13 protein-coding genes are annotated in these 12,261 nt (G+C 62.8%); 9 read left to right on the plus strand and 4 right to left on the minus strand.

Annotation, left to right across the window (positions count from 1 at the left end; all coding sequences use genetic code 11):
- The 7 genes from fliQ to NLN62_RS28280 all read left to right on the plus strand — a co-directional run bounded on the left by fliQ (position 1) and on the right by NLN62_RS28280 (position 5,065).
- Positions 1–267 (plus strand): flagellar biosynthesis protein FliQ, encoded by a 267-nt coding sequence (gene fliQ, locus NLN62_RS28250; protein ID WP_027524757.1) that lies wholly within the window; start codon positions 1–3, stop codon positions 265–267.
- A gap of 75 nt (positions 268–342) precedes the next feature.
- Entirely contained in the window at positions 343–2,424 is a 2,082-nt protein-coding gene (gene flhA, locus NLN62_RS28255; RefSeq protein WP_027524756.1) for a flagellar biosynthesis protein FlhA, read from the plus strand.
- Complete coding sequence (gene fliR / locus NLN62_RS28260; protein ID WP_254111052.1) at positions 2,421–3,173, plus strand: flagellar biosynthesis protein FliR; 753 nt, start codon at positions 2,421–2,423, stop codon at positions 3,171–3,173. The genes flhA and fliR overlap by 4 nt, the downstream gene beginning before the upstream one ends.
- Positions 3,174–3,176: 3 nt before the next feature.
- Entirely contained in the window at positions 3,177–3,581 is a 405-nt protein-coding gene (locus NLN62_RS28265) for a hypothetical protein (RefSeq protein WP_254111054.1), read from the plus strand.
- Positions 3,582–3,594: 13 nt separating this feature from the next.
- Complete coding sequence (locus NLN62_RS28270) at positions 3,595–4,080, plus strand: rod-binding protein (RefSeq protein ID WP_254111055.1); 486 nt, start codon at positions 3,595–3,597, stop codon at positions 4,078–4,080.
- A 38-nt stretch (positions 4,081–4,118) separates the two neighbouring features.
- Complete coding sequence (locus tag NLN62_RS28275) at positions 4,119–4,613, plus strand: hypothetical protein (RefSeq protein ID WP_027524752.1); 495 nt, start codon at positions 4,119–4,121, stop codon at positions 4,611–4,613.
- Entirely contained in the window at positions 4,610–5,065 is a 456-nt protein-coding gene (locus NLN62_RS28280; RefSeq protein WP_027524751.1) for a hypothetical protein, read from the plus strand. The genes NLN62_RS28275 and NLN62_RS28280 overlap by 4 nt, the downstream gene beginning before the upstream one ends.
- 130 nt (positions 5,066–5,195) lie before the next feature.
- Here the strand turns inward: NLN62_RS28280 and NLN62_RS28285 are convergent, their stop codons facing one another.
- Positions 5,196–5,963 (minus strand): response regulator transcription factor, encoded by a 768-nt coding sequence (locus tag NLN62_RS28285; RefSeq protein WP_027524750.1) that lies wholly within the window; start codon positions 5,961–5,963, stop codon positions 5,196–5,198.
- 824 nt (positions 5,964–6,787) lie between these two features.
- Here NLN62_RS28285 and NLN62_RS28290 point away from each other — a divergent pair.
- On the plus strand, positions 6,788–7,747 hold the full coding sequence (locus NLN62_RS28290) for a hypothetical protein (RefSeq protein WP_254111057.1): 960 nt from the start codon (positions 6,788–6,790) through the stop codon (positions 7,745–7,747).
- 7 nt (positions 7,748–7,754) lie between these two features.
- Here NLN62_RS28290 and NLN62_RS28295 read toward each other — a convergent pair whose 3' ends face one another.
- The 3 genes from NLN62_RS28295 to NLN62_RS28305 form a co-directional block, all read right to left on the minus strand.
- Positions 7,755–8,333 (minus strand): MarR family winged helix-turn-helix transcriptional regulator, encoded by a 579-nt coding sequence (locus NLN62_RS28295; protein WP_254113737.1) that lies wholly within the window; start codon positions 8,331–8,333, stop codon positions 7,755–7,757.
- 360 nt (positions 8,334–8,693) lie between these two features.
- Positions 8,694–9,095, minus strand: coding sequence for an arsenate reductase (glutaredoxin) (arsC, locus tag NLN62_RS28300; RefSeq protein ID WP_254111058.1), 402 nt, complete (start codon positions 9,093–9,095; stop codon positions 8,694–8,696).
- A gap of 211 nt (positions 9,096–9,306) precedes the next feature.
- On the minus strand, positions 9,307–10,422 hold the full coding sequence (locus NLN62_RS28305) for a DUF2336 domain-containing protein (RefSeq protein WP_254111060.1): 1,116 nt from the start codon (positions 10,420–10,422) through the stop codon (positions 9,307–9,309).
- Between the two features lie 520 nt (positions 10,423–10,942).
- Between NLN62_RS28305 and NLN62_RS28310 the strand changes: the two genes are divergently transcribed.
- On the plus strand, positions 10,943–12,007 hold the full coding sequence (locus tag NLN62_RS28310; protein ID WP_254111062.1) for a ketopantoate reductase family protein: 1,065 nt from the start codon (positions 10,943–10,945) through the stop codon (positions 12,005–12,007).
- The last annotated feature ends 254 nt before the right edge of the window (positions 12,008–12,261 follow it).

Raw genomic sequence — 12,261 nt, forward strand, 5'->3', positions numbered from 1 at the left:
ATGAACGAGAGGGACGCCCTCGACATCGTTCAGCAGGCGATCTGGACGATCATCATCGCCTCGGGGCCCGCGGTCGGCGCGGCGATGCTGGTCGGCACGATCATTGCTCTCGTCCAGGCCCTGACCCAGGTTCAGGAGGTGACGCTGACCTTCGTTCCGAAGATCATCGTGATCCTGCTCGTCGTGGCCGTGTCCGGCTCCTTCATCGGCGCACATCTCTCCACCTTCACCGAGATGGTCTATTCGCACATCGAGCACGGATTCTGACCAGCCGCGGCCCCACCATCCTCGCGTAAGCTTTGCGCGGCAGATTGCACGGCGGATTTCTCCTGCCGGTGACCCATGGCCGATACGTTGACTGCGAGCCTGCCGAACCCGCGACGACTTGGCGCGGACGCCTTCTTCGCGGGCGGCATCGTGGTCATGCTTACGATCCTGTTCCTGCCGATCCCGCCGATGCTGATCGATCTCGGCCTTGCGTTCTCGATCGCGCTTTCGGCGTTGATCCTGATGGTCGCGCTGTGGATCCAGCGGCCGCTCGACTTCTCCGCATTCCCGACCGTGCTCCTGATCGCGACGATCCTGCGGCTGGCGCTGAACATCGCGACCACCCGACTGATCCTGTCGCGGGGCGGGGAGGGCGAGCAGGCCGCCGGCCATGTCGTCGCCGGCTTCTCCAAGTTCGTCATGGGTGGCGATTTCGTCATCGGCCTGATCATCTTCGCGATCCTGGTCACGGTAAACTTCGTCGTGATCACCAAGGGCGCGACCCGTATCGCCGAAGTCGGCGCCCGTTTCACCCTGGACGCCATCCCCGGCAAGCAGATGGCGATCGATGCCGATTTGTCCGCGGGCCTGATCGACGACAAGGAGGCGCAGCGCCGGCGCCGCGAGCTCGAGGAAGAAAGCGCGTTCTTCGGTGCGATGGACGGTGCCTCGAAATTCGTGCGGGGCGACGCTATCGCGGGCCTGATCATCACCGCGATCAACATCTTCGGCGGCATCGTCATCGGTGTCACCCATCACGGCTTGACGCTCGCGCGCGCCGCCGACGTCTACACCAAGCTGTCCGTCGGCGACGGTCTGGTGTCGCAGATGCCGGCTCTGATCGTCTCGCTGTCGGCGGGCCTCCTGGTCTCCAAGGGTGGCACCAGGGGGTCGGCGGAGCAGGCCGTGCTGCGGCAGCTCGGCGGCTATCCGCGCGCCGTCTCGGCAGCCGCGCTGATGATGTTCGTTCTCGCACTCATGCCGGGTCTACCGCTGGCGCCGTTCGTATTGCTTGGCGGGGTCATGGCTTTCGTCGGCTATTCGCTGCCCAAGCGCCAGGCGGCCGAGCAGCGCAAGGAGGAGGCGCGCAAGGCCGACGCGCGGGCCCAGGCGGAGGCCAAGGAATCCGTCAAGGAATCGCTGAAGACCGCGGAGATCGAGCTCTCGCTGGGAAGCCAGCTCTCGGTTCACCTGCTCGGCTCGCGCAGCGAGCTCGCACATCGCGTCGCCAAGATCCGCAAGAAATTCGCCAAGCAGTACGGCTTCGTGATCCCGGAAATCAAGCTCACCGACAACCTGTCGATCGATCCCAAGGGTTACCAGATCCGCATCCACGACACGCGCATCGCCCATGGCGAGTTGCGGCTGGGCGAGATCATGGTGCTGGTGGACAAGGACGGCAAGCCCGACGTGCCCGGCGACGAGGTGATCGAGCCGGCCTTCGGCATGAAGGCGCTGTGGGTGACCGAGGCCTTCACCGAGGAGGTCAAGCGGCAGGGCTGCAAGCCTGTCGACAATCTGTCGGTACTGCTCACGCATCTGAGCGAGGTCCTCAGGGCGAACCTCGCCCAGCTCCTATCTTACAAGGACATGCGCGGCCTGCTCGACCGGCTCGATCCCGAGTACAAGCGCCTGGTCGAGGATCTCTGTCCGTCGCAGATCTCCTACTCCGGATTGCTGGCGATCCTGAAGATCCTGCTCGCCGAGCGCGTTTCGATCAGGAACCTTCATCTCATCCTCGAGGCGATCGCCGAGATCGCACCGCATGTGCGTCGCTCCGAGCAGGTCGCCGAGCATGTGCGGATGCGGCTTGCCCAGCAGATCTGCGGCGATCTCTCCGACAACGGTGTGCTCAACGTGCTGCGTCTTGGCAATCGCTGGGACCTCGCATTTCACCAGAGCCTGAAGCGCGACGCCAAGGGCGACGTGGTCGAGTTCGACGCGGATCCGCGCCTGATCGAGCAATTCGCGACCGAGGCCAGTGCCGCCGTCAGGAAGATCACCGAGACGGGCACGAACGTCGTGCTGGCGGTGACCCCGGAAGCCCGTCCCTACGTCCGCATGATCCTGGAGCGGGTGTTTCCGACCCTGCCGATCCTGTCGCATGTCGAGGTGGCGCGCAGCGCCGAGATCAGGGCGCTTGGAGCGGTGTCGTGATCAGCGGTCTTGCGGACAGCGTTCTGGCCACCTTCATCGTGTTCTGTCGCATCGGCGCCTGCCTGATGCTGGTGCCCGGCTTTTCCAGCGTCAACATTCCCGTTCAGATCCGCCTGTTCGTCGCGATCGTCACGACCTTTGCGCTGGCGCCGATCCTGGTCGCGACGCTCAAGCCGCTCCTGACTGACGCGCAGCCGCTCGCGCTGGCCTCGCTGATCGGTTCGGAGCTGTTCACGGGCAGCATCATCGGCATCGCCGGGCGTGTGTTCTTCCTTGCGCTTCAGACCATGGCGACCGCGATGGCGGGCGCGATCGGGCTTTCCAACATCCCGGGAACGCCGGTCGGCGATACCGATCCGGCGCCGGCGCTGGTCCCGCTGATCATGGCGGCCGTGACCACGCTGTTCTTCATGACCGACCAGCACTGGCAGGTACTCAGAGGGCTCATGAATTCCTACGACGTCTGGCATCCCGGCGACAGGCTCGGCGGCGATGTCGCGCTTTCGCAGCTCGTCAACCGTCTCTCCGAAGCCTTCGTGCTGACGCTGCGGATCACCAGTCCCTTCATCGTCTACTCCGTCATCGTCAATCTGGCCGTCGGCCTGGTCAACAAGCTGACGCCGTCCATCCCGGTCTATTTCATCTCGGTGCCGTTCGTTTTGCTCGGCGGGCTCTTGCTGCTCTATCTGATCAGCGATGAGCTCCTGACGCAGTTCATGATCGGCGTGACGTCGTTTCTGGCGGAATGATCGATGACGTCACGTGCAGAAAGGCTCACGCGCTTGGTCTCGCTGATGAAGCTGCAACTTCGGCTGTCCGAGTGGCAGCTCGTGCAGCTCAGGCAGCGGGAGCAGCACTTGCAGGACGAGGAGGTCTATCTGGTCGGCGCCCTCAATGACGCGGAGCTGCCGGCCGGCTCGTCGAGCTATTCGATCTCGCGGCGTCTTGCGACAACCAGCGTCGGGGCCCGCGCGGTCCAAGCCGAAGCCGAGAAGCAGCTCGGCCAGGTCCATGCGCAAAGCCGACGCGTGAAACATCTAGAGCAGGTCGCAAGAGGTGTGATTGCGAGCAAGCAGCGCGAGGCGGAGATGCGCGTCCTCGAGGAGATCGCCGGCGCGCACTCCGGTGTGCGCGACTGGACGTCCATAAACAGCTAACCGGAGCCGATACATGATCGTGACACCGACGCCCGACGTCGTCCTCGACGTCCTGGAGGCCGCCGATCCGGTGACGCAGCGTGCGGCCACCGCGAAGCTCGATGCGCTGAAGTCGTCGGATGCCGACTTTGCTGCCACGATGCAAACCGAGGCCACCAGGGCGGCGAGCGTCGCCGGCGATCAGGTGGCGGCAAAGACGCCGGAGGCCTCGCTCGACTCCACGAATGCGGCCGCACCGGTGCGGGTGATCAAGGCTCCGTCCTCGGGCGACGTCTACCGCAAGTTCGAGGCTTTCGTTCTCCAGGTCTTCGTCGAGACGATGTTGCCGCAGAACGCGCAGGACCTGTTCGGCAAGGGTACCGCGGGCGGCATCTGGCGCTCGATGCTGGCGGAGCAGCTCGGCAATCAGCTCGCGCAAGGCAAGGGGATCGGCATTGCGAGGCAGCTTGCATCTGCGCATCCGGCGGCTGCGGATGGCAAGTCGGAAAAAGCCGGATGATCTGGGTGGGATTGAGACGAGCGGGAAGGTGACTTGAGATGCAGGCGGAAGAACGCGCAACGAGCATGGCGGCGGAGCAGTGGGACACGGAGACCGGGGGGGCGGGCGAAGCGGCGCTACCCGTGCATCTGCCGGATGTGCGCGCCGAGCCCGCGCCCGTGGCGGTCGATCCGTCCAGGTCCGACGAGGTGCGTGGCCTGCTCGCGGCCATCCGGCGGCTCGAGAGGGTCATCGAGGAGGAGACGCTCGCACTCCAGACGGGCAAGAAGATCGATTTCGACGATTTCAGCACGCGCAAGAGTCGTAGCATGCTGGAATTCGTCCGCCTGATGCGCGCGCAGCTCCACCTCGGCGCGGAGGCCGAGGTCACCGAGGAAATTCAGAACCTGCGGCGGAAGCTCGAGAAGAACCGCGCGGTCCTCGAGATGCACTACGACGCGGTGCGCGAGGTGGCTGAGATCATCGTGCGGGCGATCAGGGAGGCCGAGTCGGACGGCACTTATAGCGGCAAAACTTCGCAGGAGGGCAAATGATCAGGCTGCTCCTCACCGGACTCTGGGTGTGCGTCCTCACCGCGGGCGGAAGCTATGCGGTCGCCTATTGGAAAGAGAACGGCGGCCTGATCCACAAGGACGAATATCTCGACGGCCTGCAGTACCAGAAGACGCGGGCGCTCAGCGTGCCGATGGTCGAGAACGGCAGCGTGCAGGGCTACATCGTCGCGCGGTTCGTCTACACGGTCGAGGCGCGGACGATGCATCAGCTCACCGTTCCGCCGGATCCGTTCGTCATCGATGAAGCCTTCCGAAAGATTTACGCGGACGACCGCCTGGATTTCAGGAAGCTCGCCCGATACGACCTGTCCATCCTGACGGCCGCCATCAAGCAGCGCGTCAACGAGCGTATGCAGGCCGACGTCATTCAGGACGTCCTGGTCGAGGATTTCAACTACGTCTCGCGCGAGGAATTCCAGCCCAAGCCGTAGCTTCAAAAGCTGCCGGCGGGGATTGGCATAAGCAGCGAAAGGTCAACTGCGCTCGCAATGACGGAGTTTGCCGCTGCGACTGTCATCCCCGCGCACGTTGTGCGCAGGGACCTCGTCTGGCTTTGAGCTGTTAGCTCGCGGAGTATGCCGCCGGGCTGGAATGCGACCGGTTGAGGAGGATGCCGACGTCCTGGAGTTCCCCGATCGGCTCGTCGATGGTCTCGCTCACGGGGATGTCGAGCCGGTAGCCGACGTAGCGCCGCGCCACGATGGCATCGAAGCCGAGGCGATCGCGCAGCTTCTTGCGCAGCTTGCTGACATGGCTCTCGATCACGCTCTCGTCATAGGTCGACTCGAAGATGCCGTAGACCGCATTGAAGATCTGCGTCTTCGTGATCCATTTGCCGTGGTTGCCGACCATGTATTCAAGGATGCGTAGCTCGCGGCGGGGGAGCGTCAGAGCATGGCCGCCGATCTCCGGATCGCGGCCGTTGAAGAAGACCTGGATCCTGGTCTCGCAGGGCCGCGGGCTGTCGCCCATCCGGCGGCGCGCGATCGCCGCAGTCCTGGCGAGGATCTCGCGCAGGTGGATAGGAACGTGGACGACGTCGTCGACCCCGGCCTCGAACAACTCCAGCGTATTCTTGAGCATCTTCAGTCCGCTCAAGGCGATGATCGGAGCCGATGATCGCTTCCGTACCGCGCGCGGAATGCTTCCGCGCGCATCGACATCCCCCAAGAGGAAGGCGTCGACGGCCTCGAGATCCGCTTCGCTTGCGGATTGCAGCCAGTCCCAGAATTCACCGGAAGAGAAGCCGATCGACGAAACGCCTTCACGAACGAGCCCTGTAATGTAGCTGTTCGCCACGCTTTCGCGATCATCAACGATTATATACATCAGTCTTTCGCCCCTGTTTCGCACTCGCCGTGATTCTGCCGGGAAGACTTTTGTTATGCCCAGGCCGAACCGACAGCCATGCCGTTTGACGATATTCCCCCGCGAACGCTTGTTGTGGTTCGGTGATGACGTTCGCAGGCAGCCCTTCGCGTTCAGCGCCTGCGGTCTGCAGGCCTGTTACGCCACTCGATACTGAACGCTTACGAAGTGAGGCTCGGCGAGCGCCTTACGATGGCCTCGCGAAGCAGATGAGAAACGATTTGGTCCGGCTGCGTCGAGTTACGGATTGCGTCCGAACATTGCTGAACCGTGTCGTTCTCCTCGCCAACTGGCGAGAATCACTTGAGTAGGACCGTAACAATTGCCGAATTCCGATCAAGCGCGCGGAAAAAACCTCTTGGTAAGCGGGCTTGATGTTATTTGTTTTTACTGGTTGCTTCTTGGTATTTCAGAACGTAACAGTTGATTAAGCATCCTTACTACATCTGTCGTGTTCCGGTTCGATCGGTCGCCGACGCCATGAAATCACGGGCATTTTGTGCGCTTGCGTAAACGCGCTTCGGAAGCGGATTTTGACTCCTGCATCGACACCTGAGCCTTTGAGGCGGGTGCGCCAATTTGACTCAGGTAGCGCCAGACAAACGCCGCAAATGCAAATCGCGATCGCGCTGTTGCTTTGATGCCGCACTGCAGAGTGTCGTGCCGGCGCACTACGCTTGGTTGCGTCGTATCCGGCATGACGAACGGACATCCGCGCCGGTTTCGGACAAGCTTGGCGATCTAGCTTCGCGAACAGTGAGAAGAACCGAGACGGAGCATTTTGAATGTCGTCCGATGGACAGGCTCGTCCGAATGGACCGGCAGACATGTCGGGGGCAGCGACGCAGCGCCGCGACGCGCAAGATCCGAAAGGTAAGGGCCCTTCGCCACGCACTGCCGCGCCTCAGGCGGGCACCAGGAATGCGTCGGCTGTTGCGGCGGATGAAGCGGTTGCAAAGGAAGCGCTCGAAGGGCTCAAGCGTATTCGCGCCAAAGCCCGGTTGGACAAGATGGCGATACCGAAGCCCGCGTCGGTCGCGGTGCGGCCGGCCGTGATCGTCTCCAAGCCGCCGGCGCCGCGTCCCTCCTGGGTGGTACCGCTTGCGACACTGGCGATCGCGGTTGGTCTGGTGGTCAGCGCCTGCACCGGCGTCATCGCCTATCTGACCACGCAGCCGAGCCAGACCAATGCGGCGACCAGCGCCGAGATCAGGAATTTACGCGAGACAGTCGCGCAGTTACGCCGTCAGGTCTCCGGTGTCTCGGAGAATCTCGACGGCTTGCGGACCGCCGTCGATCTCTCGAGCAAGACGACGAGTGATCGCTTCGGTCGCTTCGCCGAGAATCTCGACCGCATCGAGCGCGTCAACTCGGCTTCGACCGCGAAGCTCGAGAAGCTCGCTCAGGCGCAGACGCCTATGCCGGCTCCCGTCGCCTCCCAGACGGCGTCTGCCGGCCAGCCCATGGCGGTCGTGGCGTCGGCAGGCCCTGGCACCGAGATCACTGGTTCGGTGTCGCCGTCAGAGCACGCGACGCCTCCGAAGAAGGTGGTCAAGGGCTGGTCGGTTCGTCAGGCCTATGAAGGCATCGCGATCCTTCAGGGGCCGAACGGCGTCGTCGAGGCCATCCTCGGACAACAGGTGCCGGGCCTCGGCCGCATCGAGGAGATCAAAAGCGACAGTGGGCGTTTGCTCGTGCTGACCAGCGCCGGCGCGGTTCTGCCGGCGCGGAAAACGGCGCCCTGATCCCGCGTTATTGCCTGCGCTGCTCGAAGCTCGTGCACAACAGCTCGGTCTCGACGTCCGTGATGATGGCGCGGAACAGGCGGCAGGTGAACTCGGCAGGCGTCCCGCTCTCGGGATTGCTACGCGTCTCCCTCAGAAACATGCAGCCCCGGCAAATGTCGGCGCGGTGCCGCTGCTGGCCGGTATCCGACTGGTCCAGTACGCGACGTAGCGCGTCGCGAAAGCTCGTCTTGCGCTCCTCGTCGAGCAGCGCAATCGCATCCACCAGGGCATTGACGGGGTCGCGTACCAGAAACTTCTTGCCCTGCTGCGTCACGCTCAGCGTCACGGAACGCTTGTCCTTGGCCGATCGCGTCTTCTCCAGATATCCCTTTTGCTCCAGCTCCTGGATGATGTAGGACGCCGTGCCACGGGTCGTGCCGACATGGCTCGCCAGCGCCGAAGGCGTCCGCGAAAATCTGTTTGCGCGGGCAAGGAAGCGCATCGCCATCCATTCCCGATCGCGCAAGCCGTGCTTGACCTCTTCAAACAGGAAAATCCGCGCGAGCTGCCCCAAAAGCTCGATCGACTCGCGTGCCAAATTCATCGTCATTCCAAAATCGTCATTCAAAGTTCGCCTTGCCCGGCTGACTTGCGAAGCTGGCGCGCCAAGCCGGCTCGCCAAGTCAGACCGGATATTGATGGAGCCGCTCGCCGCGTGATCGGTGCGCTGGCGAGACTGCTCGTGAACAGCTCCACACGCCGCCGCAATGTTGCTTCGCGAAACCGGATGGAACCCGGCAGGGACCTAGGGCATCAGGACGAAAATTCGAGTAAATTGCTCGGCTAAAGTCTTCTGAAAATCTACGACAAATACGAGGGGCGCGAATTGTCATGGGGCGCATCGCGATATCGCGACGCGGATCCGCAAGCGTGACGCGGCTGCCGTTCGCGATGCGATTGAAGCTTAGCGCGGCTCGACCACCTCGCCGTCTTCCTTCACGAAACGTCCGACGGGTTCGTCCAAAAGGTCGATCACGGCCTCCGAGGGCCGGCACAGTCGCGCGCCCTTCGGCGTCGCGACGATCGGACGGTTGATGAGGATGGGATGCGCCATCATGAAATCGAGCAACTGGTCGTCGGTCCAGTTCGGGTCTTCGAGGCGGAGCTCCCGATAGGGCGTGCCTTTTTCGCGCAGTAGAGCGCGGACCGAAATCCCCATCTCTGCAACCAGCTCCTTGAGCCGTTCGCGTGTCGGCGGTGTCTTGAGGTATTCGATGACGACGGGCTCGGCGCCGCTCTGCCGGATCATCGCGAGCGTGTTGCGCGAGGTGCCGCAAGAGGGATTGTGGTAGATGGTGACGGTCATCGTAATGTCTCCGCGATTGCGACGGGCCGCGCACCGGCGTACGCCCGAGGAGCCGGTTCACCAGAAGCTCCGGCATTCGCGCAGCAAAGTCCGGCGAGGATGAAGCCCGGCAGATCCACCGGTCCAATAGCGGAAAACGTGTTCGTCGGCGAGCACGGCGATGGCGATTTCTCGCAGGACGTCCCTGCATCAAGGGCCCGCGGGACGACCGCTAGATCGCGTTCCGGGGACGCTGGAAGGGGCCGCTTCCGGCTTCGTCCTTGCGGGATCGGTACAGGGCGATGATTCCTCGGCAGGCCTTGCCGTCGAGACGATGAAAATCGAGCTTCAACCGTTCGAGCTCGCCGGCCGTGATGCGATAGTTGGGTGCCCCGAGGAACAAAAGTGCCATCGTGGTCGGCCAGCAGAAGTTCAGCGATCTGGCCAGGATCAGTGCAGGCTCGCGATCCCGTTCGATCAATGCGCGTTCGACGATGTCGACGGGCAATGGGCACAGCAAGGATAGCGCGACGGCCGTTTCGTTGAACTTGAGAGAGTGGGCGAACTCGAAGACCTTGTCTTCGGTCAGCTCGCCGCGCTCGTGCAGCTTTGCGACCGTCCGCTTGGCGGTGAAATAATCCTTGGAAGCCGGGCCGAATCTGGCGTGCACCGCGCCGGTGATGTCGACGACGACCCGGTGAATCTGCGGCGCGATATCGGGCCGCTCGCGCTCGAGCTTCTCACGCACTTCTGCGGAAGCTTTGGCGATAAGCTGATGGAACAGATGCCGGGGGATGTCCTTTCGCAGCCCGACGGATTCAGCGAGGATCGAATCTCCTTCGGAACGCCGCACGAGGTGCAGGAAGCCGGAAGTCGAAAAGCTTGCACCCTTGTTTGCCGCGACCGAGTTGACGATCTCGTTGCCGCCGCGGACCACGAGGACATCAGTCACGGCCTCTGGAACAGACTGTCGCTGGGAGATCGCGAGCAGATGCTGCTGGCTCTTGCTCCTGGCACAAGCGATCAAGGTCTCGGTGTCCAGGCGCTGCGATTGCCTGAGGATAGGCCAGGCCACGTCGATGCAGTCGTCGGAGGCGAGCTGGCTCGTCAGCTTGTAGGGCGCATTGTTGCTGGCGGCCAGTTTTCCCGCCAGCCGCGCACGTGCCGTCGTTTCGATCTCCTGGGCAAGGCGGCCGATGATCTCGCCGAAAGTCCAGATTTGGTCTTCGGAATAGGTCCCAGCGATCAGGAGATCGGTCGCGTGCCACATCGCCCGCAGACAGCTCTCGGGATTTCCTTTTGCAACAGTCTCTTCCAGATCGAGCAGGAGCGACGTGGTTTCGACCATGGGGGCAACTCGCGGCTTGAAAATGTTAAAAGCAAAACAACTCGAGGAAACAGCGCCACTTCGCCATCACATGCTTGAACGAGCGGTAAAGCCCGGGCCCGCGCCTCTAACCTGACTTAACGTCGGTGCAATGGAATCGCTCAAATTTGAGTTGGTTCCGGGAGGGCCCCGGCGAGCGCAGGCAGCGGGGAGATATCGATATTTGCAATAATTCTGATTTATCGAATAAGGCGAATCGCCTCAGCTCGGGAAAGCGAAGGTTCGATAGTCGTCACGAAATGTGGGCCGGGCTGCGGTAGAGGCCCAGGCAGCGTTGGCGCGGAGGGGCGCGCAATGATTTGAACCGCCTCCACGAGGCGATTGCGAGAGCTCGTCAATTCACGATAGACACCGCTCCACATTGCTGGCATACCAAATACCCGATGTGGTGGGGGTAAAACCGCAAGGCGCTTAGAGACTTGGCATCGTCGCGCCGCCCAGGAGGTCTGGGATCGCAGAGATTGTTTGTGAAAGAGAGAGCATGGCGCGCAACATTTTGATCCTTGGGGCCTCCTACGGCTCCCTGCTGGGGACCAAGCTTTTGATGGCGGGTCACAATGTGACCCTGGTGTGCCGGGCAAAGACGGCCGAGCTGATCAATCGCGACGGTACCGAAGTGCGTATCAAGCTGCGCGACGAGGCGGTGCACCGCGCGATCTTCTCGCGCGACCTGCCCGGCAAGCTCGACGCGGTGACGCCGGGCAATGTCGACGTCTCCCGCTATGATCTCGTCGGCCTTGCGATGCAGGAGCCGCAATACACCAATCACACCGTGCGCGTGCTCATGATCAAGATCGCGGAAGCGGGGCTTCCCTGCCTGTCGATCATGAATATGCCGCCCTTGCCTTACCTCAAGCGCATCCCGGCGCTGTCAGGCATGGACCTCGAGGAAGCCTATACCAATGCGCAGGTGTGGGAGCGCTTCAAGCCGGGGCTGGTGACGCTCTGCTCACCCGATCCGCAAGCCTTCCGTCCGCCGGAAGAAGCGGCGAACGTGCTGCACGTCGGCCTGCCCACCAACTTCAAGGCGTCGGTGTTCGAGGACGAGAAGCACAACAAGGTGCTGCGCGAGCTCGAGGCCGATATCGAAGCGGTCACGCTCGACGGCCACGACGTGCCCGTGAAGCTCAAGGTGTTCGACTCGCTGTTCGTGCCGCTCGCGAAATGGTCGATGCTGCTCACCGGCAACTACCGCTGCATCACGCCGCACGAGCCGCAGTCGATCCGCGATGCCGTGCACACTGATCTGAAGCGCTCGCAATCGATCTACGATCACGTCGATGCGCTCGCGCGGCGTCTCGGCGCCGATCCGAAGGATCAGGTGCCATTCGAGAAATACGCCAAGGCGGCGGAGAGCCTGCTCAAGCCGTCGTCTGCCGCACGCGCGGTCGCCGCCGGCGCGCCGTTCATCGAGCGGGTCGATCTCCTGGTGAAGCTGATCTCGCATCAGCTCGGCGTCCCCAATGCCGAGATCGACCGCACGGTCGAGACCGTCGATCAGAAGCTGAACGAGAAGATCGTGCAGGGCGGCTCCGGCGCGAGCTGACACGCATCATCGGCAGCGGGGCCGTCGGTAACGGTATCGATCCCTTATCCTGCTTGCGCGCGCCTCGAAGGACGAGGGCCACCTGCCGGGCCATCATCCTTCGAGACGCGTTCTTCGCGCTCCTCAGGATGAGGAACAGCCACCGTTGCGACGCCGCCTCCATTCCCCTTTTGGCCGCGTGCGGAGAAGCCGCACCCCGTTGCAACGGCAAATTTGAACTTCCATTTCATTGATTTCGCCGGCCAAGCGAGAGA

The sequence above is a fragment of the Bradyrhizobium sp. CCGUVB23 genome (genome assembly GCF_024199885.1).
In the GTDB taxonomy this organism is placed as follows: Bacteria; Pseudomonadota; Alphaproteobacteria; order Rhizobiales; family Xanthobacteraceae; genus Bradyrhizobium.